The following is a 24671-nucleotide window of genomic DNA, read 5'->3' on the forward strand; positions in this document are numbered from 1 at the left end:
GCCGGCTGCCGGGATGGGGCGCTTCAGGCGGTGATTCGTGCCTTCTTCGCCAGCTTGGTCTTGATGCGGCCGAGCTTGAGGGGCGACAAGTACTCGACGAAGACCTTGCCATCCAGGTGATCGATCTCGTGCTGGATGCACACCGCGAGCAGGCCCTCGGCTTCCAGTTCGAAGGGCTCGCCCTTGTCGTTGAGCGCCTTCACCTTCACCCGCTCGGCGCGGGTCACCTTCTCATAGACGCCCGGCACCGACAGGCAGCCTTCTTCGCATACCTGCTCGCCGGAACGCTCGAGAATCTCCGGGTTGATGAGGGCGATCAGGCCGCTCTTGTCCTCGCTCACATCGATCACCACCACGCGGCGGTGAACATCGACCTGGGTGGCTGCCAGGCCAATGCCCGGCGCTTCGTACATCGTCTCCGCCATGTCCTTGACGAGACGGCGGATGGAATCATCCACCTCGGTCACCGGGCGGGCCACGGTATGAAGGCGGGAATCGGGATATCGGAGGATGGGTAACAGAGCCATAAATGCTTGCCGGGTTAAGCCATTACGTGCAGAATTTCAAGCGGTTTGACATGCATGCCTACGTGCTGAGACGGCCTGCGGGCCGACCGCACACACCGCGAACAGAAGTCGTGGACCCGGCGGAACAGAGGGCGTTCCGAGCGGGCCGCCGCCCGTACCTACCGGAAGCGAGCAATGATCCGAATTATATTCCCTCTCGTCCTCTGCATCGCAGGCCTGTTGAGCGGCCCGGCGGCGGCACAGGGCGTAGCGCTGGCGGATGACGCGCCCGACACCTACACGGTGGTTCGCGGCGACACGCTGTGGGGCATCTCGGGCCGCTTCCTCAAGCAGCCGTGGCGCTGGCCGGAAGTCTGGCGTCTGAATCGCGACCAGGTGCGCAACCCGCACCTGATCTACCCCGGCCAGGTCATCATGTTGGACCGCAGCGGACCCTGGCTCACCGTCGGCCGGCGCGTCGGTGGCGCCCAGGACGAAAAGCTCTTCCCCCAGGTCTATAGCGAAGCACTCGGCCAGGCGGTGCCCAGCATTCCGCTGCACGTCATCGACCCCTTCCTGGTCCAGCCGCTGGTGGTCGACCAGGCGCGGGTTGAGGGCTCTGCCACCATCGTCGCCACCGAAACCAGCCGGGTCTACATGGGCGCTGGCGACACGGTGTTCGCCAAGAACGTGCGCGACGGCGTGGACGTCTGGCAGATCTACCGCCCTGCCCGCCCGCTGGAGCGCCCGGGTACCAAGGAAGTCATCGGCTACGAAGTCGTCCATCTCGGCTCCGCGCGGGTAAGCGAGCGCGGTAACCCGGCCACGCTGGAGATCATCAATGCCAACGAGGAGATCGGCGTCGGCGACCTGATGCTGCCGAGCGAGCGGCCGACGGTGTTCTCCTATGCACCGCATGCGCCGGAGCAGGAGGTGAACGGCCAGCTCGTCTCCATCCACCGCGGCGTCGCAGAAACGGGCAGCCTCAACGTTGTCGCCCTGGACATCGGCGACAACGAAGGTCTGGAGCGTGGCCATGTGCTGGCGCTATACCGCAACCGCGGCACTGCGGAATACACCAACGACGGCGCCCGCGAAGTCTACGTGCTGCCGGAGAAGCGCTACGGCCTGGCGGTGGTGTTCCGCGTGTTCGACCACATCGCCTATGCGCTGGTGATGGAGTCGGATGGCCCGGTTGCCATCGGCGACCGCGTCCGCAAACCCTGAGCCATTGACCGCAGACGCCGACCTCAGCGATCTCGCCGCCTGGCTGCGGCTGACTCTCGTGCCCGGCATCGGGCCAGCGCAGCAGCGCAAACTGCTTTCCGCCTTCGGCCTGCCCAGGCAGATCTTCGACGCCAGCCGCAGCAGCCTTGCCAGCGTCGTCGGCAGCGAGGCAGCCGACCTGCTATCGGCCTCGCCCGACCAGGCGGCCATCGACACCGCACTCGCCTGGTCCAGCGAAGACGGCAACCACATCCTGACGCTGGCCGACGCCGCCTACCCCAGGGCTCTGCTGGATATCACCGATCCCCCGCCGCTGCTGTACGCCAAGGGCAACCTGGATCTCCTCGACCGGCCCGCGCTGGCTATCGTCGGCGCCCGCTCGGCCACGCCTCAGGGCGAGGAAAATGCCCATGCCTTCGCCCGCCACCTGTGCTCGGCTGGCCTCACCATCGTCAGCGGACTTGCGCTGGGCATAGACGCCGCTGCCCACCGCGGCGCACTGGCGGACGAATCCGCGGCCACCATCGCGGTAATCGGCACCGGCGCGGATCGCATCTACCCGGCCCGGAACGCCTCGCTGGCCAGGGAGATCGCGGCGCGCGGCCTCATCCTCAGCGAATTCCCCTTGGGCAGTGCTGCACAACGCCACCACTTCCCCCGGCGCAACCGGCTCATCGCCGGCCTCTCGCTCGGCGTGCTGGTGGTGGAGGCGGCCGTCGGCAGCGGCTCGCTGATCACCGCACGGCTGGCGACCGAAGACGGGCTCGAAGTCTTCGCCATTCCAGGCTCCATCCATTCGCCGCTGTCCCGCGGCTGCCACCGCCTGATCCGCGACGGCGCCAAGCTGGTCGAGACCGCGGAGGACATCCTGGAGGAGTTGCGCCCCCGGCTCGGCTCGCCGCTTCCGGCATCGGCACCCGCTGCCCCAAGCCCGACCCATTCCACCAACGAAGGTGACGAGCCCACCAAACGCCTGCTCTCCGCCCTCGGTCACGACCCCGTGGACATCGACACATTGGCGCTCCGCTGCGGCTTGACGGTCGATTCGCTCTACGCCATGCTCCTCGCCATGGAACTGGACGGACGAATCGCCCGCCTGCCGGGCAACCGGTTCCAGCGCCTGTAAGCTGCCGCCTCCGCGGCTATGCCAGGCGGTTCAGGCAATAACGCGCGCGGTCGTCGAGACCCGCCGCGGCGATTCCGGGAGGTGACCTTGTTCGACATTCTTGTATACCTCTTCGAAAGCTACATCCACGCCGATGCCTGCCCCGAGTCGGAGCAACTTGCCCGCAAACTGTCGGCGGCGGGCTTCGAGGACGAAGAAATTACCGAAGCGCTGGAATGGCTGTCCGGCCTGCGCCGGGTAGCGGAGACCGCGCTTCCCTGTGTCGCGCCCTCGGCCGGCGCAATCCGTCTCTATGCCGAAGAGGAAACCGTCAGGCTGAATCCCGAATGCCGCGGCTTCCTGGCCTTTCTCGAAAGCGCCGGCGTGCTCGACGCCCTCAGCCGCGAGATGATCATCGAGCGGGCCATGGCGCTCGACAAGCTCAGCATCAATCTGAACCGGCTCAAGGTCATCGTGCTGATGGTGCTGTGGCAGCAGGAACAGCCCATGGACAGCCTGATCGTAGACGAGCTGCTTTCCAGCGAGGACGAGGAACAAGGCCCGGTTCTGCACTGAGCCTTACCGCCCAACTGCCCGGCTTGCACGCCGGGCGGACGCCTCTTTATCATCCGCCGCTTCACAACCTCCGGGGCCACGGCCGGTAACGGCTTCCTGCCCCCGCCCAACAGGCATGAGCAAGCAACTGATCATCGCGGAAAAGCCTTCCGTCGCGCAGGACATCGCCCGTGCGCTGGGCGGCTTCACCAAGGAGAAGGACTACTACGAGTCCGACGACTATGTGTTGTCGTCCGCCGTGGGCCACCTTCTCGAGCTGGCCGTGCCCGAGGAATACGAGGTCAAGCGGGGCAAATGGACCTTCGCCCACCTGCCGGTCATCCCGCCGCACTTCGCCCTCAAGCCGATCGAAAAGACGGATGACCGCCTGAAGCTGCTGACGCGGCTGATCAAGCGCAAGGACGTCACCGGCCTGATCAACGCCTGTGACGCGGGACGCGAGGGTGAGCTCATCTTCAACTTCATTGTCCAGCACGCCGGCACTAGCAAACCGGTGCAGCGGCTGTGGCTGCAGTCGATGACTGCCACCGCGATCCGCGACGGCTTCGCCCACCTGCGTACCGCGCGGGACGTGGAAGGCCTGCGCAACGCCGCCGTCTGCCGCGCAGAGTCCGACTGGCTGATCGGCATCAACGGCACACGGGCAATGACCGCGTTCAACTCCAAGACGGGCGGTTTCCACCTCACCACCGTCGGCCGGGTGCAGACACCCACGCTGGCCATCGTGGTCGAGCGCGAAGACAAGATCCGCAAGTTCAAGCCGCGCGACTACTGGGAGCTGGAAGCCAGCTTCGGTTGCCAGGCGGGCAGCTATGCCGGGCGCTGGTTCGACGAGCAGTTCAAGAAGCCGGAAGGCGACGAGCACGCCAATGCCCATCGCCTGTGGGACAAGGCCAAGGCCGAAGCCATCCGCGCCAAGTGCGAGGGCAAGCCGGGCAAGGTCAGCGAGGAAGCCAAGCCTTCCACGCAGCTGTCGCCGCTGCTGTTCGACCTTACCAGCCTGCAGCGCGAAGCCAATGGCCGCTTCGGCTTCTCCGCCCGCGTCACCCTGCAGCTGGCCCAGGCGCTGTACGAGAAGCACAAGGTGCTCACCTACCCGCGTACCGATGCCCGCGCGCTGCCCGAGGACTACCTTGGCACGGTGAAGGACGTGATGCGCGGCCTGCCGGACGAGTACGCGCCCTTCGCCAACGAGATCGCCAAGCAAGGCTGGGTGCGGCCGAACAAGCGCATCTTCAACAACACCAAGATCTCCGACCACTTCGCCATCATTCCCACCGGCACGCTGCCCAAGAGCCTGTCGGAAGCCGAGCAGAAGATCTACGACCTGGTCACCCGGCGCTTCCTCGCGGTGTTCTACCCGGCCGCCGAGTACCAGATCACCACCCGCATCACCCGCGTCGAAGGCGAGGCCTTCAAGACCGAAGGCAAGGTGCTGGTGAATGCCGGCTGGCTCGCCGTCTACGGCAAGGAAGCGGCGAACGAGAAGGACGACAAGGAGGGCGGCGGCCCGCAGCTGGTGCCGGTGCAGCCGAACGAAACCGTCGCCACCGAGGACATCCTGCTCAAGTCGCTGCAGACCAAGCCGCCGGCGCGCTTCAACGAAGCCACGCTGCTGTCGGCCATGGAAGGTGCCGGCAAGATGGTGGACGACGAGGAACTGCGCGCCGCCATGGCCGAGCGCGGCCTCGGCACGCCAGCCACCCGAGCGCAGATCATCGAAGGCCTGATCGCCGAGCAGTACATCCACCGCGAGGGCCGCGAGCTGATTCCCAGCGCCAAGGCCTTCTCGCTGATCACGCTGTTGAAGGGCCTGGGCGTGAATGCGCTGACCTCGCCGGAGCTCACCGGCGGCTGGGAGTACAAGCTGTCGCGCATGGAGCGTGGCGAGTTGTCGCGCGACGCCTTCATGCACGAAATCGCCGAGATGGCACGCGAGGTGGTCGAGCGCGCCAAGCGCTACGAGTCCGACACCGTGCCGGGCGACTTCGTCACCTTGCAAACGCCCTGCCCCAAGTGCGGCGGCACGGTGAAGGAGAACTACAAGAAGTTCGCCTGCCAGTCTTGCGACTGGAGCACCTGGAAGATCGTCGCCGGCCGTCAGTTCGAGATCGGCGAGATCGAGACCCTGCTGCGCGAGGGCAAGGTCGGTCCGCTGCTGGGCTTCCGCAACAAGATGGGCCGGCTGTTCAACGCCGAGATCAAGCTCAACGACGACAAGCAGCCGGAGTTCGATTTCGGCCAGCCGAAGGAAGGCGAGGAAGGCGCCGAGGCGGTCGATTTTTCCGATCAGCAACCCCTCGGGCCGTGCCCCAAGTGCAGCAGCGCGGTATACGAACACGGCCTTGCCTACGTCTGCGAGAAGTCGGTGGGCCCGGGCAAGAGCTGCGACTTCCGCTCCGGCAAGATCATCCTGCAACAGCCCATAGACCGGGAACAGATGAGCAAGCTGCTGGCCGAGGGCAAGACGGATCTGCTGAAGGGCTTCGTTTCCGCCCGTACCCGGCGCAAGTTCTCCGCCTTCCTGGTGCGGGGGAAGGACGGCAAGGTCGGCTTCGAGTTCGAACCCCGCGCTCCCAAGGCGGCCACTGCCAAGGCAGGTGCCGGCAAGGCCGAGAAGAGCGGCGAAGCGGCGGAAGCCAAGCCGGCCCCGCGCAAGCGCGCCAGTAAATCCGCCTGAGTACTGCTGAGGCGGCAAAAAACAACGGGCCCTGTCGGGCCCGTTCGTTTTTCTGCCCGCGGCGCCGGCTGCGGCCGACGATCCCTCAGCCTTCCAGCAGGCTGCGCAGCATCCAGGCGTTCTTTTCGTGCACCTGCATGCGCTGGGTCAGCAGGTCCGTGGTCGGCTCGTCGCTGTTCTTGTCCGTCAGCGGCAGGATGCTGCGGGCGGTTCTGACCACGGCCTCCTGGCCCTGTACCAGGATGCGGATCATGTCGTTCGCCGCCGGTACGCCATCCGGCTCGCCTATGCTGGCCAGTTGCTGGAACTGCTTGTAGGTGCCCGGCGCCGGGAAACCCAGGGCGCGGATGCGTTCCGCCACCAGATCCACCGCCAGCGCCAGTTCGTTGTACTGCTGCTCGAACATCAGGTGCAGCGTGTTGAACATGGGGCCAGTGACGTTCCAGTGGAAATTGTGGGTAGTGAGGTAGAGGGTATAGGTGTCCGCAAGCAGCCGGGAAAGGCCGTCCGCGATCTTGGCCCTTTCTTCCTTGTTGATGCCGATGTCGATGTCCATGGTATTTCTCCTTGTCTGTCGAACGGATGGCCTTGCTGCAGCCGATGGGTGAATCCTATTCCCCTGCCTTTAATAGTGCTAATTGATCCTCGAAATCCTCTTCATCGGGTTTACCTATCGCCCCACCCACCCGCTCAGGCGGCCTCGGTCACCGGCGCCCGGCCCAGCGGGCGTACACCGGGCAATTCGCTTTCCAGAATAGCTGTGCGCAGGATGTCGATCGCGCCGCTGCGCGGATAGGTTACCCGCCAGGCCAGCGCCACCCGGCGCACCGGCTGAGGCTCGGCGAAAGGCCTCACCGCCACCAGCTGGTTCTGCAGCGTCATTTCGTCGGCAGCGGAACTGGGCAATACGGTAACGCCCAGTCCGGTGGCGACCATATGGCGTATGGTCTCCAGCGAGCTGCCCTCCAGCGTGCGCTGCAGGCCGCCGACGTTGCGGCAGTGCGGACAGACTTCCAGCACCTGGTCGCGGAAACAGTTGCCGGCGCCCAGCAGCAGCAGCTGGTCGTTGGCGAGCTGGTCGGGATCGATACTCTCGCTGTTCTTCCACGGATGCTCGGCCGGGATGAGCACCCGGAAGGGTTCGTCGTACACCGGCTGGGCGACGATGCCGGCCTCCTCGAAGGGCAGGCTGATGATGATGACGTCCAGTTCGCCGCGCTTGAGCGCCTCCGCCAGCCGGGTGGTGTAGTTCTCCTGGATGATCAGCGGCATGCGCGGCGCCAGCTGATGTACCCGCGGAATCAGCCGCGGCAGCAGGTAGGGGCCGATGGTGTAGATGACGCCGACGCGCAGCGGCCCCGCCAGCGGATCCTTGCCAGCGGCGGCGATCTCCTGGATCTGGCCCGCCTCCATCAGCACCTTTTCCGCCTGGGCGACGATGCGGCGACCCGTCTCGGTGATCTTGACCTCGGCGGCGCTGCGCTCGAAGAGCTGTATGCCCAGTTCGTCCTCCACCTTCTTGATGGCGACCGACAAGGTGGGCTGGCTGACGTGGCATTTCTCCGCGGCCCGGCCGAAATGGCGTTCGTGTGCCAGGGCAACGAGATAACGTAGATCGGTAAGCGTCATAAACTAGCGTCCTGCCGCGGCAGGTCCTCGGTACCGGAGAGGGCCGATGTTACCCCGCACAGCCGCGGACCGGGAGCGCAAAGCCCAGGATGGGCAGGGCTGCCGCCCGCGCGAGACGGGAACACCCCGCACATGCCGGCGTCCACGCTGACAGTCAGAACAGGAAATCGCTCCAGGGAGTTCAACCCGATGAAGAAACTCGTACTCGCGACTGCTTTCGCCCTCGCTTTTGGTAGCCTGCCGGCCACGCCGCTGCTGGCCCAGGTTCAGCCTCAGGCCGGCCCCGCCGCCAACTCGCCGGCGGCCAACCCCAGCCGCTTCGGCCTGCCCGACTTCGGCGATCTGGTCGAACAGGTCGGCCCGGCGGTGGTGAATATCAGCGTCGTGCAGCAGCAGTCGCAAGCTCAGGCCGATCCGGACAATCCCTTTGCCAACGATCCCTTCTACGACTTCCTGCGCCGCTTCGGCGTGCCGGTGCCGGGCATGCCCGGCGCGCCGGGCGGATCGCCGCGCATCAGCCGCGGCATAGGCTCCGGCTTCATCGTCAGCAAGGACGGCTATGTGCTCACCAACGCCCACGTGGTGGGCGAGGAGGGCGCGGAAGTCACCGTCACCCTGATCGACAAGCGCGAATTCAAGGCCAAGGTCATCGGCGCCGACAAGCGCACCGACATCGCGGTGATCAAGATCGAGGCCGACAACCTGCCCACGGTGCGCATCGGCGATGCCGAGCGCGCCCGCGTGGGTGAATGGGTGATTGCGGTCGGCTCGCCCTTCGGCTTCGACCATACCGTCACCGCCGGCATCATCTCGGCCAAGGCACGCCGCCTGCCCGACGAGAACTACGTGCCCTTCCTGCAGACCGACGTCGCCATCAACCCCGGCAACTCCGGCGGCCCGCTGTTCAACCTCAATGGCGAGGTGGTGGGCATCAACTCGCAGATCTATTCCCGCTCCGGCGGCTTCATGGGCATCTCCTTCGCCATTCCGATGGACGTGGCGATGAACGTGAAGGACCAGCTGATCGCCCATGGCCGGGTACAGCGCGGGCGGCTGGGTGTCGCCATCCAGGGCGTGAACAAGGAGCTGGCGCAGTCCTTCGGCCTGCCGGACGCACGCGGCGCACTGATCGCCAGCGTCGAGCCGGGCAGCGCGGCGGAGAAGGCCGGGCTCAGGTCCGGCGACGTTGTGCTGGCGGTGGATGGCACCACGGTGGAGGACTCCGCCGACTTGCCGCGGGTGATAGGCGACAAGCGCCCCGGCACCCGCATCCGCTTGGACGTGTGGCGCGAAGGCAAGCGACGGGAAGTGAGCGCCACGCTGGACGAACTGAATCCGGAAGCCAGCGCCTCCGCCCAGCGGCCGGGCCGCGGCGACAGCACCGGCGGCAAGCTGGGTCTGAACGCGCGCCCGCTGAGCGGCCAGGAAGCAAGCCAGCTCGGCATCGGCGGCGGCCTGTTGGTGGAGAATGTCACCGGCCCGGCTGCCCGCGCCGGCTTGCAGCGCGGCGACATCATCCTGTCGCTGAACAACCAGCCGGTGGTGACGGTGGAGCAACTTCGCCAGCAGCTGGAACGGGTGGGCAACCGCTTCGCGCTGCTGATCCAGCGCGGCGGCGCCCGCATTTTCGTGCCGGTACGGCTGGACTAAGCCCGGCCGCATGAATCGCGGGGCAGCCGGCGCTGCCCCGCTCCGCGATCACACCCGGAAGCGCGACACCGAATCCTGCAGGCTCGCGGCCAGCCGCTCCAGTTCCTGTGCCGCCTCCACCGTCTGCTCGATGGCCCGGTTGTTGTCGCTTGCCATGTGGGCGATCTCGTCGATGCTGCCGGTAACCTTCTCGCTGGAACGGCGTTGCTCGCCGGTGGCGCCGGCGATGCGGTCCAGCCCTTCGCCGACCTCGCCGACCGAGGTATTCGCCGCGTCGAACACCTCGGACACCGTATCCGCCGCCTCCCGGCTGGACGCCAGGTGCTCCAGGCCGCGGGCGATGGATTCCTGAACCGAGGCCGACTGCCGGGTAATGTCCTGCGTGATGGCGTCGATCTCGCCCGCCGATCGCGCCGACTTCTCCGCCAGCTTGCGCACCTCGTCCGCCACTACCGCGAAGCCGCGGCCCTGCTCGCCCGCCCGCGCTGCCTCGATGGCGGCATTGAGTGCCAGCAGGTTGGTCTGCTCGGCAATCTCCCTCACCTCGCGCGTCATGTCGGTGATGGAGGCGGTCGATTGCACGAAGGCACCGGCGGCTTCCGCCATGTGCCTCACCGCCTCCTCCACCTGGCCGACCTCGCCGATCAGCTGCGCCAGCGTCTGCTGGCCTTCGCGGGAGCGGGTGAGGCTGTCGCGCGAACGCTCGCGCACCTCCTCCGCGCTGCCGGCGATATGGGCGATGTTGCTGGTGAGGGCATCCACTGCGGCGGCGGCTTCCACCGAGCTGTCGTTCTGCCGGTGGGAGCTTTCCGCCAGCCGGGCGGCGCCGGTCGCCAGGCTGCGCGCCGAGGCGGTCACCGCCGAAGCCGAGCCGCCGACCTGGCGCACCAGCTCGGCAATGGTGGCGAGCATGCGGTTGAAGCTGGCGGCGGTGCGGCCGATCTCGTCGTCGCCGGCAATCTCCAGCCTGCGGGTCAGGTCGCCGCCGCCCTGGGCGATCTGACCCAGGCTGTCGCCCAGGTGAGCGAGGGGACCGCTGACGAAACGGCGGATGAACAGATAGACGAAGCCCAGCAGCGGGACGGATACCAGCAGCGCGAACAGGATGCTCTTGTTGCGGAAGTCATTCACCGCGCTGTTCACCTGGTCCAGCGAGATGCGCATGCTCACCGCTCCCAGCGGCGTGCCTTCCGTTACCTGGTGGCACATCACACAGTCCTTGCCCAGGTAGTTGCGCGAGGCCAGCGCGGGAATGACGACGCGCAGGTGGCCATCCTCATCGACGCGCATCACTGGCGCACCCCCCCCCATCACCTCGCGCTCCACCGCATCAAGGGTGACCTCGCCGGCGGTGCCGGGGCCGAACAGCTTGCTTACCTGCTCGCCGCGGATGACCTTCAAGTCACGCACGGCGGAGAGCTCCTTGATCTGGTCGAGAAAGACGTCCCGCTGTGCCACCGTGCCGGTGATCATCATGCCGGTCAGCCCGGCCATGGTCATTTCATTGACGGTGGCGGCGAAATCCTTGGCCTGCTCGATGGCAATATCCCGGTTCACCCGGGTTTCCCATGCGATCATGCTGCCCCAGGCGACCACCAGCATCAGCCAGATGGCGCCAGTCAGTCTTACCCAGATCGGCGTATCTGCCAGGCGACGCATATTCATACCCTCCCTGCCTCCTCTGCCACCCTGTTGCCTTACCGCGTTGTTGTCTTTCTTATGGCTGTCTACGACCATACGACGAAGAGCTTAAGTCCATCACCATCCGCAACCTTGCGCGAATACCCATTACGGGTTTCTACTGCAAGCACCTGCCATCCAGCATCGCAATGCAACATCCGTGCAAATCGGCACCGAACCTTTTGATGGCCCGGGCTGTCTAGCCCGTCCGGGGTTCATCGCCCTTGTCATACGCTTTCATCAACCACGTCCCACGAGGAACACATGAAAAAAAGCATCGCCCTCGCCGCTTTCGGCATCGCCGCCTTCAGCTTCGCCGCCACCGCTTCCGCCCAGGCCAAGCCCGAAGACCAGATCAAGTACCGCAAGGCGGGTTACAGCTTCATGAGCTGGAACATGGGCAAAATCAAGAGCAACCTGGAAGGCACCTACAACAAGGATCAGGTGATCGCCGCCGCCAATGCCATTGCCGGCATCGCCAACTCCGGCATGGGTGCGCTGTACGGCCCGGGTACCGAAAAGGACGTCGGCGACCAGAAGACCCGCGCGAAGCCGGAACTGTTCCAGAACATGCAGGAAGTCGGCCGCATCGCCACCGATTTCAACGCCGCCACCGCCAAGCTCGCTTCTGCCGCCGCCACTGGCGACAAGGCCGCGGTGCAGGCTGCCTTCGGCGAAGTCGGCAAGAACTGCAAAGCCTGTCACGACAAGTTCCGCGCCGACTGAACCAACCGGACGCCGTCCGCCACACCTCAACATGGTGCACCGGCGGACGCCCGCCCGCCGTGCCGGACCACACGAAGCGGTGCCGGCATCAAAAGGGAAACGCCCTGGGCAGCCGGGGCGTTTCCCTTTCTGCAGCCCTGATTTCAGCGCGGCCCTACCAGGCCGGCGCCTCCTGCGTCGGCGGGGGCGGAGGCGGCGGCGCCAGCAGCCCGCCGGCACTGGCCCAGGTGACACAGCCGGCCACCGCGGCCGCGACCACGAAGGCGAGCGCGCCGCCGCCGCTGGCCGGCCGTGCCGCGCCTTCGCTCACTTCCTTCACCCCGGTGATCATTGGCTTCACCAGGTTGTCCTTCTTCACCCGGGCGTAGAACAGGATGGCCGCCACATGCACCAGCACCAGCGCGACGATCACCCACATGTTCTGGCGATGCAGGCCGGTGAACCAGTCGCTGCTGTCCTTGGATACCAGCGAATACAGTGGCGCGGTGAAGGCGATGTCGTCGTTGGACACCAGGCCGCTGACCACCTGGAACAGCAACACCAGCAGCAACGCCAGCACCGACAGCGCCCCCAGCGGGTTGTGGCCCACGCCTTGCCACTGGCCGCGCAGGTAGGCGGAAATGCGTGCGGGACCGGGCACGAAGGTGGTAAAGCGGGCATAGGTGGAACCGGCTACGCCCCACACCAGGCGGAAAGCCAGCAGGCCGGTGATGGCAATGCCGAGGCGGCCGTGCCAGACGATGAGGTTGCCGCCGAGCAGGCCGGTGACGAAGGCACCGACCACCAGCGCCAGCAGCAGCCAGTGGAACAGCCGGGTGGGGAGGTCCCATACCCGGATCAGCTTTTTGTTCATTCGGAATGATCCTGTTGAAAAAGGGACGCCTGCACGGACCCGGCAAGCCCGGATTTGGTTTCCGCGCTGCGGCAAGTACAGCCGCCCTGGCGGCCGCAAGATGCAACAGCGGGCACTCCTTGTCCACCGGGTTTTCCGCAACTGTGGACAAGTTGCCCCGGCCTGCGTCTTGATCCCGCACAACGGCTGAGCAGTACTCCCGGCAAGGAGCGCAGCACCGGCCTGGAACTGGAGATCAAGACCCACCTCCCCTCAAGGGTGGCCCCGGATGCCTCTTGCGTCCAAGCCGATGCCCACCTTATCGAGGACAACGATCCTGCGGTCGGAAGCGCGCAACCTCACCGACCAGCGCTGCCTCTGCTGCGCCAACTCCTGCCCCTATGGCGACGAACGCAGCCTGCCTCTGTCAGCTAGCGCGGGTAGGCGCAGTCGCCACGCCCTGGCGACTGGCGAGGAATTCCACCAGGTGGCGGCCGGTGTGGGAGCGCTGCTGCGACATCGCCACTTCCGGCGGCCCCTCGGCAACAATCTCGCCGCCGCCCTCGCCGCCCTCCGGGCCGAGGTCGATCAGCCAGTCGGCCTCGGCCATCACGTCCAGGTCGTGCTCGATGACCAGCACGGTGTGGCCGGCGTCCGCCAGGCGGTGCAGCACCCGGATCAGCTTGTCCACATCCGCCATGTGCAGGCCCACCGTAGGCTCGTCCAGCACGTAGAGCGTGTGCTTGTCCGCTGGCAGCGGCTCGCCGCCGGTATCCACCGGATCGCCGGCGCGCTTGCGCACCTTGGCCAGCTCGGTGACCAGCTTGATGCGCTGGGCCTCGCCGCCGGACAGCGTCGGGCTGGGCTGGCCGAGGGTGAGGTAGCCGAGGCCGACGTCCTGCAGCAGTTGCAGCGGATGCGCCACCGCGGGATGGGCGGCGAAGAAGCCCACCGCCTCGTCCACCGGCATCGCCAGGACCTCGGCCACCGTCTTCTCGCGCCAGCGCACCGACAGCGTTTCCGGGTTGAAGCGGGCGCCGCCGCAAGCTTCGCAGGGTGTCTTCACGTCCGGCAGGAAGTTCATCTCCACCGTGGTCTGGCCGGCGCCGTCGCATACCGGGCAGCGGCCGGCGCCGGTATTGAAGGAGAAGCGCGAGGCGTTCCAGCCGCGGGTACGGGCGTCGAAGGTATCGGCGAAGAGCTTGCGGATGGCGTCCCAGAAGCCGACGTAGGTGGCGGGGCAGGAGCGCGGCGTCTTGCCGATGGGGGTCTGGTCCACCTCCAGCACGCGGCCGACCTGCTGCCAGCCGTCGATGGCGCGGCAGCCCACCAGGGTGTGATTGCTCTCTTCCGGCTGCGCCTTGCCGCGACGGCGGGCGCGCACCGCTTCCGGATCGCCGAGCAGGGCGCGCAGGTTGGCGTGGATGACGTCCCGCGCCAGCGAGGATTTGCCAGAGCCGGAGACGCCGGTGACCACGGTGAGACGGGCTAGCGGCACTTTCGCATCGACATTGCGCAGATTGTGCAGATTGGCGCCGCGCACCTCGATGGCGGGATGGCGCGCCGCCACCGCGCGGCGCGGCCGCAGCGGATGCTGCAGCGGCGCGCGGAAGCAGGCGCCGGTGGCGGATTCCGGTGCGGCGACCAGCGCCGGCAGCGTGCCTTCGGCCACCACCCGGCCACCGCGCACACCGGCACCAGGACCGAGGTCGATGACGTGGTCGGCGCGGCGTATGGTGTCCTCGTCGTGCTCCACCACCAGCAGGGTGTTGCCGCGGTCGCGCAGCGCTTCCAGGGTGTCCAGCAGCAGACGGTTGTCGCGCGGGTGCAGGCCTATGGTGGGTTCGTCCAGGATGTAGCAGACGCCGCGCAGGTTGGAGCCGAGCTGGGCCGCCAGGCGGATGCGCTGGGCCTCGCCGCCGGACAGCGTGGGCGCGGCGCGATCCAGCGCGAGGTAGCCGAGGCCGACGTGCTGGAGGAAATCCAGCCGGCCGCGGATCTCGCTGACCAGGTCGCGGGCGATGTCGGCCTCGCGCGGCGCCAGTTCCAGCGCGGCGAAAAAGTTAGCCGCCCTGTCCACCGGCAGTTCGGCGAGTTGGTGCAGGCCCTGGTCGCGGAAGCGCACCGCCCGCGCCACCGGGTTCAGCCGGGCGCCCTGGCAGGCGGGGCAGGCTTCGTCGCCCTGCACGGTTTCCTCCGCATCGCCTAGATCCAGCGCATCCGGGTCTTCCACCTTGCCAGCCACCTTCAGGCCGGTGCCGTAGCAGCTGGGGCACCAGCCGTGCTTGGCGTTGTAGGAGAACAGGCGCGGGTCCGGCTCGGGGAAGCCGGTGCCGCAGCTGGGGCAGGCGCGCTGGGTGGAAAAGGTGACCGGCGCGGCGCCCAGCTTGCCCAGTTCCACCACCTTGAGCACGCCCTTGCCGTGTTCCAGCGCCTCATGCACCCGCTCGCGCAGCAGCGTTTCCTTGTTGGCGGCGAGCTTGACCATGCCCACCGGCAGTTCGATGTTGTGTTCCTTGTAGCGGTCCAGCCGCGGCCACTTGGCGGTGGGCAGGTATTCGCCATCCACCCGCAGCTGCTCGTAGCCCTTGCCGCGCGCCCATTTGGCGAGGTCGGTGTACAGGCCCTTGCGGTTCACCACCAGCGGCGCCAGCAGTTCGATGGACTGGCCGCGGTAGTCGCGCATCAGCTGGGCGACGATGGCTTCGAAGCTCTGCGGCGTCACCGGCACGTCGCAGGTCGGGCAGTACTGGGTGCCGAGCTTGACGTAGAGCAGGCGCAGGAAGGGGTGGATTTCGGTGAGCGTAGCCACCGTGCTCTTGCGCCCGCCACGGCTGGTGCGCTGTTCGATGGCCACCGTGGGCGGAATGCCGAACAGGCCGTCCACGTCAGGCCGGCTGGCCGGCTGCACGAACTGGCGGGCGTAGGCGTTGAGCGACTCCAGGTAGCGGCGCTGGCCCTCGCCGAAGACGATGTCGAAGGCCAGGGTGGACTTGCCAGAGCCGGACAGGCCGGTGATCACGGTGAACTTGTCGCGCGGAATCTGCAGCGAGACGTTCTTGAGGTTGTGCTCGCGGGCGTGGCGGATTTCGATCGCCGGCGCCGCCACCGGCCGGTAGCTGGCGCGCTTTTCCGCCGCCTTGGGCAGGGCCTTGCGCCGGGTGCGGGCGAGTTCGGCGGCGTAGTCGCGCAGCGCGGCGCCGGTGTGGGAGGCCGGGTGCTCGCGCACCACTTCAGGCGGGCCATCCACCACGATGCCGCCGCCGGCGTCGCCGCCTTCGGGGCCGAGGTCGATGATCCAGTCGGCGGCGGCGATCACGTCCAGGTTGTGCTCGATGACGATGAGCGAGTTGCCCGCCTCCAGCAGCTTGCCGAAGGCGCCCAGCAGGGTGGCGACGTCCTCGAAGTGCAGGCCGGTGGTGGGCTCGTCGAGCAGGAACAGCAGGCCGCCTTGCGGGTCCTTGCCGCTGCTCTTCTTGCCCTTTTTCTGCGCCGCTTCGGCGAGGTGGCCGGCGAGCTTGAGGCGCTGGGCTTCGCCGCCGGACAGCGTGGGCACCGGCTGGCCCAGGCGCAGGTAGTCCAGGCCGACGTCCGCCAGCGGCGCCAGCGCGGCCAGCACCTTGGGCTGGTCGGCGAAGAAATCCAGCGCCTCGCGCACCGTCATCTCCAGCACGTCGGCCACCGAGCGCTCGCGCCATTGCAGCTCCAGCACTTCCGGCCGGTAGCGCTTGCCTTCGCAGTCCGGGCAGCGCAGCCAGACGTCGGACAGGAACTGCATCTCCACATGCTCGAAACCGGAGCCGGTGCAGGTGGGGCAGCGGCCGTCGCCGGAGTTGAAGCTGAAGGTGCCGGGGGTGTAGCCGCGCTCCCTGGCTTCGGCCAGGCCGGCGAACAGGTTGCGGATCGGGTCCCAGGCGCCGACGTAGCTCACCGGGTTGGAGCGGGAGCTCTTGCCGATGGGCGACTGATCCACCATGACCACGCCGCGCAAGTCATCCACGCCTTCCAGCCGCTCGAAGGCGCCCGGCGCCTCGGCACTTTCGCCGAAGTGCTTGGCCAGCGCCGGGTAGAGCACGTCCTGTATCAGCGTGGATTTGCCGGAACCGGACACGCCGGTGAGGCAGACCAAGCGCTGCAGCGGGAAAGCGACGGTGAGCGCCTTGAGGTTGTGCTCCGAGGCGCCGGCCAGGATCAGCCGCGGGGTGTCGTCCGTCACCGGCTGCGGCGGGCGGGCAACATCTATCTTCTTGCGCCCGGCCAGCCAGGGGCCGGTGACCGAGGCGGGATCGGCGGCGATCTCCGCCGGTGTGCCGCGGGCGACGATGTTGCCGCCGCGCTCGCCGGGGCCGGGGCCGATCTCCAGCAGTTCGTCGGCGGCCACCATCAGCTGCGGGTCGTGTTCCACCACCACCAGGGTGTTGCCGGCGTCGCGCAGCCGGGTCATCACGCCGAGGATGCGGCCGATGTCGCGCGGATGCAGGCCGATGGAAGGCTCGTCGAGCACGAACAGGGTGTTCACCAGCGAGGTGCCGAGCGCGGTGGTGAGGTTGATGCGCTGCACCTCGCCGCCGGACAGGGTGCGCGACTGGCGGTCCAGCGTGAGGTAGCCGAGGCCGACGTCGGCCAGGTAGTCGATGCGGCTGCGGATCTCGCCCAGCACCAGCTCGGTGGCTTCGTCGGCACCGGCTTCAGGCAGCGCCAGCGCCGCCACCGCGGCACGCACCTTGTCCACCGGCAGGCCGAACAGCTCATGGATGGCGAGGCCGCGACCGCCTTCGCCGCCGGGCACCGGCAGACGCCACAGCAGGGCTTCCGGCTTCAGCCGGGCGCCGTGGCAGGCGGGGCATTCGGTGTAGCTGCGGTAGCGCGACAGCAGCACCCGGATGTGCATCTTGTAGGCCTTGGTCTCCAGCCAGTCGAAGAAGTGGCGCACGCCGTACCAGCGCCGCGGCCAGGAGGATTCCCAGCTCTTCCATTCCGGGTCGCCCTCCAGCACCCACTGGCGGTGCTCCGGCGGCAGGTCGCGGAAGGGCACGTCCATGGCGACGCCGTACTTCCTGGCCATCTTCGCCATGTCGTCCTGGCATTCGCGGTAGCTCTGCGTCTGCCAGGGTTTGACCGCGCCTTCGGCCAGGGTCTTGGATTCGTCCGGGATCACCAGGCCGAAATCGACGCCGATGACGCGGCCGAAGCCGCGGCAGGTGTCGCAGGCGCCTATGGGCGAGTTGAAGGAGAACAGCGCTGGCGTGGGATCGCCGTAGTGGATGTCGCAGGGCGCGCAGTGCAGGTCGGTGGAGTAGCGCCAGCTGGCCTCGCCGCCGGCCACGCCGTCGCCGCTGGCGAACACCGCCAGCCGGCCGTGGCCGCGCTGCAGCGCCGTCTCCAACGCCTCGCCGAGGCGGGCGGGATCGGCGCCGGAGAGGCGGAAGCGGTCCTGCACCACTTGCAGCACGTCGCCGTCGGAGCCGGATTCGCGGCTGTGGATGCGGGTATAGCCCTGGGCGTTGAGCAAGGCGGTGACTTCGTCCTCGCTGAAGCTCTTCGGCACCGTCACCGGGAAACACACCGCCAGCCGCGGATCGCCCGCCGCTTCGCAACGCTGCGCCAGATCGGCGGCGATGCTGGCCGGGGTGTCGCGCCGCACCGGCTCGCCGCAGCGGCGGCAGTGCAGATGGGCGCTGCGGGCGTAGAGCAGCTTGAAGTGGTCCGCCAGCTCGGTCATGGTGCCAACGGTGGAGCGCGAGGTGCGCACCGGGTTGGTCTGGTCGATGGCAATGGCCGGCGGCACGCCCTCGATGCGGTCCACCTGGGGCTTGTCCATGCGGTCCAGGAACTGGCGCGCGTAGGGCGAGAAGGTTTCGACATAGCGGCGCTGACCCTCGGCATAGAGGGTGTCGAACACCAGCGAGGACTTGCCCGAGCCGGACACGCCGGTGACCACCGTCAGGCGGTTCAGCGACAAGTCCAGGGAAAGGTTGCGGAGGTTGTTCTGGCGCGCTCCGCGAATGCGGATGCTGTCTTTGGCGTCGGCGGACATGAAAGGCGAAGGGCGGACGAAATCGGAATAGCGGATTCTATTCGCCTGCCAGCCTTTCTGCTGTTCAAATATTCAGTTACCCGCGGAAATCCACATCGCCGGGGCGCCTCGGCGTCCGGAGGCTTACTGCTTGCCGGCGCTGCTGTCCTCGCCACGCACCGTTTCCACCGCCTCGCGCCCCACTGCCTTCAGCTTCTGCGCCGCCTCGCGGGTTGCATCGGCAATGCGACGGGTGGCCTGTTCGGTGGCCTGCTTGGCGTCGCGGGCGGAATCGCCGGCGGCCTCGGTGGCGCGTTCCACCTTCTCGCCGCTGGTTTCGGCGGTTTCCTTCAGCGTCTCGCCGGCGGCTTCCACCGCGGCTTCGCCGGCCTCGCCAGCCTTGCGCGCGGCCTCACCGGCCTTGTCGGCTGCCTCCTTGATCGCTTCAACCGCTTCTCCCATCTTGTCGCTCGCTTTCCCGGCTGGCCCCTGCCCTTCGCAGGCGGTCAGCAAAAGGAGGGAAGCAAGGGCCGTGGCGGCCAGCAGCGGTTTCATGGACAACGTTCCTCGGAGGATAAGAAAGGCGCGAAGCTTACATTAAGCTGAATGACTCAGCCCAAAGTAAAGGGTTGCCGTACGTAAGCAGCCGGAAAGAAAAGAGGAAATAAAAAAGGGGCCCAGGCGGCCCCTTTCTTCTCACACCGATGCAGTTACTTCACGCGGGCGCGGTACTCATCGGTGCGGGTGTCGATTTCGATCTTGTCGCCGATTTCCACGAAGGCGGGAACGGGCAGTTCGAAACCGGTGGCGATCTTGGCCGGCTTCATGACCTTGCCGGAGGTGTCGCCCTTGACGGCGGGTTCGGTGTAGGTGACTTCGCGCACCACGCTGTTCGGCAGTTCCACCGAGATGGCCTTGCCGTTGTAGAACACGACTTCGCAGGCGAGGCCGTCTTCCAGGTACTTCAGCGCGTCGGTCATGTTCTCGGCTTCGACTTCGTACTGTTCGTACTCGGCGTCCATGAACACGTACATCGGATCGGCGAAGTAGGAGTAGGTCACTTCCTTGCGATCCAGCTGCACGACCTCGAACTTGTCGTCGGCCTTGTAAACCGCTTCCGACGGCGCGCCGGTCAGCAGGTTCTTGAGCTTCATCTTGACGACCGCGGCATTGCGGCCGGACTTGTTGTATTCGGCCTTCTGGACCACCAGCGGGTCGCTGCCCACCATGATGACGTTGCCGGAGCGGAGTTCCTGAGCGGTTTTCATGCGTCTTCCCGTGCGGCAACGGCCGCAAGCGAATCATTAAAAACCCAGCATCTTACCCGTTTGCTTTGACACTGTGTGTGCACAATTCGAGCAAGCGCTCAACGAGGTCCGGCAGCCGCGCCTGGCGGGCCGACCATTGCCGTGCATGCCGCGCCAGTTCTGGCAGTGCGGCGGCAAAGATGGGCCAAGCGGCAGCCGTGTCGCCGCGGCCGTTCCAGGCCAACCAGAAATCCGTCAGCGCCTGCAGGGCCGGTGTTTGCAGGTCCGCGCCGTAGAGGTCGAGGAAGGCCTGCAGCTTGTGGAAATGGGCCTCTTCTTCCTGGGCATAGATGTGCCACGCCAGCGGCCGCGCCGCCCATTGCGCGCGGACGAAGGAGTCCTCGCCGCGCACCAGGTTGAGATCACAGGCCCACAGCAGGCGGTCGTAGCCAGCCTGGTCGGTGAAGGGCAGCACCCGCGCCGACAACGCCCCCCGCCGCGCCGTTTCCCCGACTTCCAGCCGCGGACGGCCGAAAGCCGCAGCGACATCCGCCAGCACCCGGCCCTCCGGCACCAGCAGGCAGACCGGCCTGTCGCCCTGCGCCCAGTGCTCGGCCAACGCCGCCAGCCCCGGCTGTTCGTAGGCGAACAGGGAGATCCACAAGGTGTCGTCGGGTTGGCCGGCCGGGCCGGTGGCAGCGAGCCAGGCCGCGCGCTCCGCCGCCTGGAAGACATCCCGCGCCGCCAGCAGCCCGCTTTCCCGCAGCAGGCCGCCGGTGTCGGCAGTGAAGCCGGGGAAGAAGAAGCGCTTCGCCAGCCCCAGCCGCGGATGGGGGGAGCCCAGGCCGTGGCAGCCGGCCACCCAGTCTTCCGCCGACAGGTATTCGAGGTTGATCCACTGCGGCGGCTGCGGCCGGGCCGCCATGGCCTGCAGGTGGCTGGGTGGGAGCTCGCAGGCGAAGGCTTCGATCACGACCTCCGCAGGTTCGACCGCCGGGAAGGGCGAACGCCAGCGGCGCAGCTCCACGCCTTCCACTTTTCCGCCCTCCGCCGGCAGGCCGGCAGCGCCCGGGCAGAGCCGCGACAGCGCCTGCCAGTCATCGACCCAAAGGCGTACCTCGCGGGCCGGATCGGTAGCCAGGGCACGGGCGAGGCGCAGGCACACGCCAATATCCCCAAAGTTATCCACAACCTGGCAGAAGATCTCCCAGGAACGCGGCAAAGCATGGAAGTCAGCCATTGTCAACGTGCACAAATGACGGGGTAAGGATGGGAAAGGTTGTGGACAAAGGGCTTACAGCGCATAGGGCGAAAATTCATGGACATTCCATCCACAAGCGACGAGCGGGGTTATCAAGTGTTTGTTCCGGCGCGCCCCCGCTTGAGCCTGTTGGGCAAAGCAGACTTATCCACAGATTTTCGCTCACTGTTAACATCTTTGTTTTCTATATATAAAAGAAAACACTACAACCAAACCTTGCTTCCATCCTTGCCTGAGGGCGTAAAAAAACCCGCGATAGCGGGTTCCTGGAAATCAGGAAGAGGGCTTCAGCCGAAGTCGGCCAGTTGCTGCAGGTCCGCCGGTGTCAGCCAGCGCCATTGGCCCTCGGGCAGTGCCGCCACATCCAGTACCAGACCGCCCACGCTTTCCCGCTGCAGGGCTTCGACCCGGTTGCCGGCCGCAGCCACCATGCGCTTCACCTGGTGGTACTTGCCTTCACAGATGGTCAGCGCCAGCGTATGGCTGCCCGTGACCTCACAGGCGGCTGCGGCGATGGGGGCAGGTTCGTCGTGCAGTTGCACCCCATCCAGCAAGGCCTGCACCAGGCTGTCTTCCACCGCATGCTTCAGGGTGACCCGGTAGCGCTTGGGAATGCGCTTCTTGCCCGAACTCCATTGGTGGATGAACTGACCGTCGTCGGACAGCAGCAGCAGGCCGGTGGTGTCCTGATCCAGCCGGCCTATGCACTGCACGCCGCGCTCCTTCAGTTCGGGCGGCAGGAGGGAGAAGACCGAAGGGTGATGGGTCGGCAGATGGGAGCATTCGTAGCCGGCGGGCTTGTGCAGCATCAGGCAGGCGCGCTGGCGGTAGTGCCAGGCCTGGCCGTCGACGCTGAACGCCAGGCCGGGCAGATCCTGACCGCCGCCGGGTTCGACTTCCTGGAAGGGGTTTTCGCAAGGTTCGCCGGCGACGCTGACCAGGCCGGCACGGATCAGGGCGCGGCATTGCTTGCGGCTGCCGAAGCCCTGGGAATGGAGGAGACGTTCGAGTTGCATGGGCGGCATGGTATCCCGGCCGTCTCGCCGAGTAGAAGAAACGGACGGCAGCCTGCGCCCGGTGGCGGCGAGCAGGTCGGCTTGCCGGTGGCGGGCTGGGGGTAAACTAGCCGGCCGACCGGACAGGAGTTTCACCTTGAAGTTTGAACATCTGGTCGAGGTCAATGACCTCGCCGACCCCGCCGCGACCGCGCTGAGCCGCGAGGAACTGTGGTTCGGCCTGCTGTGCCGGGCGGAGGACGCCCGCCCCTTCCTGCCCGGTCTGGAGGCCTGCGAGATCATGGAGCGCGGCGAAGGCATGCTGCTGCGCGAGCTGCGCTTCGGCAGCGCGGTGATACGCGACCGCGTCACCTTCAGCGAGCTGGAGTGGATACGGTTCGAGTCCGAGGCCACGCCGGAGCATGCCGGCGGCTGGCTCACCATCAGCATCGAGGAACCCCAGCCGGGTGCCCTTTTCCTGCGTTTCGAGTACCGCACCGGGCTGCAGGAAGACGGCGGCAGCGAGGATGGCCGCTATGCCGACTTCGTGCGTTCTGCCTATCACCAGTCTGACCTGGACACGCTCAAGGTCATCCGCATGATCGCGGAATCAGGCCGTCTCCAGTAAGGCCCCACAGCCGGCGCCTGCCCTGCGCGGCGGGCGCCGTTTTCATGTTTACCGAGGAAAGAAAAGACGATGTGGTTCAAGAATCTGCAGCTCTACCGCCTGCCCGCCAAGTGGGACATGTCCATCGAAAAGCTGGAAGAGCAGCTGGCGAAGAAGACCTTCCAGCCCTGCGGCAGCCAGGACATGGAGAGCCGCGGCTGGATGTCGCCGCTGGGCAACGAAGTGCTGGTGCATGCGGTGGGCGACCAGTGGCTGATCGCCCTGGGCGCGGAAGGCAAGCTGCTGCCCTCCTCCGTGGTCAAGCAGGTGGCCGATGAGCGGGCGGAGGAAATCGCCGAGCAGCAGGGCTACAAGCTGGGCCGCAAGCAGCTGAAGGACCTGCGCGAGCAGATCACCCAGGAGCTGCTGCCGCGCGCCTTCACCCGCCGCCGCAAGGTCTACGCCTGGATCGACCCGGTCAATGGCTGGCTGGCGGTGGACGCTTCCAGCCCGGCGCGGGCGGAGGACGTGCTGGAGATGCTGCGCCAGAGCCTGGACAGCTTCCCGCTGGCCCTGCTGCGCACCGAGCTGTCACCGGTCTCGGCGATGGCCGACTGGCTGGCGGGCGACGAGGCACCGGGCGGCTTCACCATCGACCAGGACTGCGAACTGCGCTCGGTGACCGAGGACAAGGCCGCGGTGCGCTACGTGCGCCACTCGCTGGAGGGCGACGAGGTGAAGGGCCATCTGGCGGCCGGCAAGCTGCCCACGCGCCTCGCCCTGACCTTCGACGACCGCATCAGCTTCGTCCTCACCGAGAAGCTGGAGATCAAGCGCCTGGACTTCCTGGACGTGGTGCGCGACCAGATCGAGGGCAGCGCGGAGGATGCCGAGGCCCTGTTCAATGCCGAGTTCGCCCTGATGACTGGCGAACTGGCCCGCCTGCTGCCGGCGGTGGTAGAGGCGCTGGGCGGCGAGGTCAAGGCGGCGGAAGCCAGCCCGGTGGTTTCCGGCAGCGTGACTGCCAGTGATGCGCCTTTCTGAGTTTCCTGCGGAGATTTCGCCCAGGTTTCCCCGCAGCCGAGCAGCCTCAATGGGTGTACACAGTTTTTTAAAGATGTAAACAAAGATAAAGATTAGTGTACCGGCCCTTTCTGTGGATAAAGCCGGAAAGCCCAGCAAAACCGGGCTTTCCGGGCGCGGAGAAAGGCGTGGAGAAGCGCTGGAGGAAAAGCGGGACGGATTGTTGATGAAAAATCCACTGCCCGGCGCCACGCAACTTATCCACATTCCGCTCCTCCCTACTTGCACAGCTTTTCAACGGAGGGAACCGTGCGGCGCATCGGCCTGATTTCCGACACCCACAGCCTGCTCCGGCCGGAAGCGGAGGCCTTCCTGCAGGGCGCGGACGCTATCGTGCACGCCGGCGACATCGGCGACCGCAACATCCTCGATACCCTGGCGCGCATCGCGCCGCTGACCGCTGTCTATGGCAACAACGACCACGGCCCGGCTCCGGAACCCTTGCCGGAGCTGGATTGGCTGGACCTGGGCGGCGGCCGCCAGCTGTGCGTGATCCATGAGCTGCCCCGCCTGCCCCCGGGAGCGGCCGGCGCCGACTGCCGGGTGGTGGTGGCTGGCCATTCCCACAAGCCGGCGGCGGTGGTGCGCGACGGCGTGCTGCTGGTGAATCCTGGCAGTGCTGGTCCGCGCAGGTTCAAGCTGCCGGTCTCGGCCGGCGAGCTGCTCGTGGCGGAGGACCGCATTTCGGTACGGGTGGTGGACCTCCTCAGCGGCGAGCTCTGTGCCGAGGCGCTGCTGCCGACGCCGCCGGCTTGACGCGGCTGCATGCGGGGCCCGCCGGCGTTACCATGCGCGCCCCGCGATGCGGATTTCGTTTGGTTGGGCAATACCGCGCGGCGGTCGGCCTGCGG

Annotated in this window: 19 protein-coding genes; 9 read left to right on the forward strand and 10 right to left on the reverse strand. The window is 66.9% G+C overall.

Features of this window, described 5'->3' with window-relative positions:
• Window positions 1-23 precede the first annotated feature (23 nt).
• Complete coding sequence (gene def, locus C7389_RS17420; RefSeq protein WP_133593841.1) at window positions 24-527, reverse strand: peptide deformylase; 504 nt, start codon at window positions 525-527, stop codon at window positions 24-26.
• A 174-nt stretch (window positions 528-701) separates the two neighbouring features.
• Here def and C7389_RS17425 point away from each other — a divergent pair, with 174 nt between their 5' ends.
• The 4 genes from C7389_RS17425 (at window position 702) to C7389_RS17440 (ending at window position 6094) form a co-directional block, all read left to right on the forward strand.
• A complete protein-coding gene (locus C7389_RS17425) occupies window positions 702-1733 on the forward strand; it encodes a LysM peptidoglycan-binding domain-containing protein (protein ID WP_133593843.1) in 1032 nt (343 codons plus the stop codon).
• 4 nt (window positions 1734-1737) lie between these two features.
• Window positions 1738-2859: a DNA-processing protein DprA gene (gene dprA / locus C7389_RS17430; protein WP_246034857.1), complete on the forward strand. Its 1122-nt coding sequence runs from the start codon at window positions 1738-1740 to the stop codon at window positions 2857-2859.
• Window positions 2860-2946: 87 nt separating this feature from the next.
• A complete protein-coding gene (locus C7389_RS17435) occupies window positions 2947-3414 on the forward strand; it encodes a Smg family protein (protein ID WP_133593847.1) in 468 nt (155 codons plus the stop codon).
• A 115-nt stretch (window positions 3415-3529) separates the two neighbouring features.
• The gene (locus tag C7389_RS17440; protein ID WP_133593849.1) at window positions 3530-6094 is read left to right on the forward strand and encodes a DNA topoisomerase III; all 2565 of its coding nucleotides are present in this window, start codon (window positions 3530-3532) and stop codon (window positions 6092-6094) included.
• Window positions 6095-6179: 85 nt separating this feature from the next.
• Here the strand turns inward: C7389_RS17440 and C7389_RS17445 are convergent, their stop codons facing one another.
• Together C7389_RS17445 and C7389_RS17450 are read right to left on the reverse strand one after the other, a co-directional pair.
• The gene (locus C7389_RS17445) at window positions 6180-6650 is read right to left on the reverse strand and encodes a Dps family protein (RefSeq protein WP_133593851.1); all 471 of its coding nucleotides are present in this window, start codon (window positions 6648-6650) and stop codon (window positions 6180-6182) included.
• A gap of 134 nt (window positions 6651-6784) precedes the next feature.
• Entirely contained in the window at window positions 6785-7723 is a 939-nt protein-coding gene (locus C7389_RS17450) for a hydrogen peroxide-inducible genes activator (protein ID WP_133593854.1), read from the reverse strand.
• A gap of 189 nt (window positions 7724-7912) precedes the next feature.
• Between C7389_RS17450 and C7389_RS17455 the strand changes: the two genes are divergently transcribed.
• Window positions 7913-9373 (forward strand): DegQ family serine endoprotease, encoded by a 1461-nt coding sequence (locus C7389_RS17455; RefSeq protein ID WP_133593856.1) that lies wholly within the window; start codon window positions 7913-7915, stop codon window positions 9371-9373.
• Window positions 9374-9421: 48 nt separating this feature from the next.
• On the opposite strand, the gene C7389_RS17460 is transcribed toward C7389_RS17455, so the two are convergent.
• Window positions 9422-11032, reverse strand: a complete 1611-nt coding sequence (locus C7389_RS17460; protein ID WP_133593968.1) for a methyl-accepting chemotaxis protein — start codon at window positions 11030-11032, stop codon at window positions 9422-9424.
• A 285-nt stretch (window positions 11033-11317) separates the two neighbouring features.
• Between C7389_RS17460 and C7389_RS17465 the strand changes: the two genes are divergently transcribed.
• Complete coding sequence (locus tag C7389_RS17465) at window positions 11318-11779, forward strand: c-type cytochrome (RefSeq protein WP_133593858.1); 462 nt, start codon at window positions 11318-11320, stop codon at window positions 11777-11779.
• 154 nt (window positions 11780-11933) lie between these two features.
• Here the strand turns inward: C7389_RS17465 and C7389_RS17470 are convergent, their stop codons facing one another.
• The 6 genes from C7389_RS17470 to C7389_RS17495 all read right to left on the reverse strand — a co-directional run bounded on the left by C7389_RS17470 (window position 11934) and on the right by C7389_RS17495 (window position 22160).
• Window positions 11934-12632, reverse strand: a complete 699-nt coding sequence (locus C7389_RS17470; protein WP_133593860.1) for a cytochrome b/b6 domain-containing protein — start codon at window positions 12630-12632, stop codon at window positions 11934-11936.
• A 406-nt stretch (window positions 12633-13038) separates the two neighbouring features.
• Complete coding sequence (uvrA, locus tag C7389_RS17475) at window positions 13039-18648, reverse strand: excinuclease ABC subunit UvrA (RefSeq protein WP_133593862.1); 5610 nt, start codon at window positions 18646-18648, stop codon at window positions 13039-13041.
• Window positions 18649-18771: 123 nt separating this feature from the next.
• Entirely contained in the window at window positions 18772-19182 is a 411-nt protein-coding gene (locus C7389_RS17480) for a hypothetical protein (RefSeq protein ID WP_211168315.1), read from the reverse strand.
• A 155-nt stretch (window positions 19183-19337) separates the two neighbouring features.
• Complete coding sequence (efp, locus tag C7389_RS17485; protein WP_133593864.1) at window positions 19338-19895, reverse strand: elongation factor P; 558 nt, start codon at window positions 19893-19895, stop codon at window positions 19338-19340.
• 52 nt (window positions 19896-19947) lie between these two features.
• Entirely contained in the window at window positions 19948-21114 is a 1167-nt protein-coding gene (earP, locus tag C7389_RS17490; RefSeq protein ID WP_133593867.1) for an elongation factor P maturation arginine rhamnosyltransferase EarP, read from the reverse strand.
• Window positions 21115-21422: 308 nt separating this feature from the next.
• A complete protein-coding gene (locus C7389_RS17495; RefSeq protein WP_133593869.1) occupies window positions 21423-22160 on the reverse strand; it encodes a pseudouridine synthase in 738 nt (245 codons plus the stop codon).
• 127 nt (window positions 22161-22287) lie between these two features.
• Between C7389_RS17495 and C7389_RS17500 the strand changes: the two genes are divergently transcribed.
• From C7389_RS17500 to C7389_RS17510, 3 genes are all read left to right on the forward strand, one after another.
• A complete protein-coding gene (locus tag C7389_RS17500) occupies window positions 22288-22758 on the forward strand; it encodes an SRPBCC family protein (RefSeq protein WP_133593871.1) in 471 nt (156 codons plus the stop codon).
• A 69-nt stretch (window positions 22759-22827) separates the two neighbouring features.
• Window positions 22828-23781 (forward strand): recombination-associated protein RdgC, encoded by a 954-nt coding sequence (locus C7389_RS17505; protein ID WP_133593873.1) that lies wholly within the window; start codon window positions 22828-22830, stop codon window positions 23779-23781.
• 288 nt (window positions 23782-24069) lie between these two features.
• The gene (locus tag C7389_RS17510; protein ID WP_133593875.1) at window positions 24070-24576 is read left to right on the forward strand and encodes a metallophosphoesterase family protein; all 507 of its coding nucleotides are present in this window, start codon (window positions 24070-24072) and stop codon (window positions 24574-24576) included.
• The last annotated feature ends 95 nt before the right edge of the window (window positions 24577-24671 follow it).

It is taken from the genome of Azoarcus indigens, from assembly GCF_004361735.1.
Classification (GTDB): Bacteria; Pseudomonadota; Gammaproteobacteria; order Burkholderiales; family Rhodocyclaceae; genus Azoarcus; species Azoarcus indigens.

Bases quoted from the DNA above. Each gene is read 5' to 3' on its own strand.
- def (WP_133593841.1), bottom strand. From the start codon at position 527: ATGGCTCTGTTACCCATCCTCCGATATCCCGATTCCCGCCTTCATACC.
- C7389_RS17425 (WP_133593843.1), top strand. From the start codon at position 702: ATGATCCGAATTATATTCCCTCTCGTCCTCTGCATCGCAGGCCTGTTG.
- C7389_RS17440 (WP_133593849.1), top strand. From the start codon at position 3,530: ATGAGCAAGCAACTGATCATCGCGGAAAAGCCTTCCGTCGCGCAGGAC.
- C7389_RS17445 (WP_133593851.1), bottom strand. From the start codon at position 6,650: ATGGACATCGACATCGGCATCAACAAGGAAGAAAGGGCCAAGATCGCG.
- C7389_RS17450 (WP_133593854.1), bottom strand. From the start codon at position 7,723: ATGACGCTTACCGATCTACGTTATCTCGTTGCCCTGGCACACGAACGC.
- C7389_RS17455 (WP_133593856.1), top strand. From the start codon at position 7,913: ATGAAGAAACTCGTACTCGCGACTGCTTTCGCCCTCGCTTTTGGTAGC.
- C7389_RS17460 (WP_133593968.1), bottom strand. From the start codon at position 11,032: ATGCGTCGCCTGGCAGATACGCCGATCTGGGTAAGACTGACTGGCGCC.
- C7389_RS17465 (WP_133593858.1), top strand. From the start codon at position 11,318: ATGAAAAAAAGCATCGCCCTCGCCGCTTTCGGCATCGCCGCCTTCAGC.
- C7389_RS17470 (WP_133593860.1), bottom strand. From the start codon at position 12,632: ATGAACAAAAAGCTGATCCGGGTATGGGACCTCCCCACCCGGCTGTTC.
- uvrA (WP_133593862.1), bottom strand. From the start codon at position 18,648: ATGTCCGCCGACGCCAAAGACAGCATCCGCATTCGCGGAGCGCGCCAG.
- C7389_RS17480 (WP_211168315.1), bottom strand. From the start codon at position 19,182: ATGAAACCGCTGCTGGCCGCCACGGCCCTTGCTTCCCTCCTTTTGCTG.
- efp (WP_133593864.1), bottom strand. From the start codon at position 19,895: ATGAAAACCGCTCAGGAACTCCGCTCCGGCAACGTCATCATGGTGGGC.
- earP (WP_133593867.1), bottom strand. From the start codon at position 21,114: ATGGCTGACTTCCATGCTTTGCCGCGTTCCTGGGAGATCTTCTGCCAG.
- C7389_RS17495 (WP_133593869.1), bottom strand. From the start codon at position 22,160: ATGCCGCCCATGCAACTCGAACGTCTCCTCCATTCCCAGGGCTTCGGC.
- C7389_RS17505 (WP_133593873.1), top strand. From the start codon at position 22,828: ATGTGGTTCAAGAATCTGCAGCTCTACCGCCTGCCCGCCAAGTGGGAC.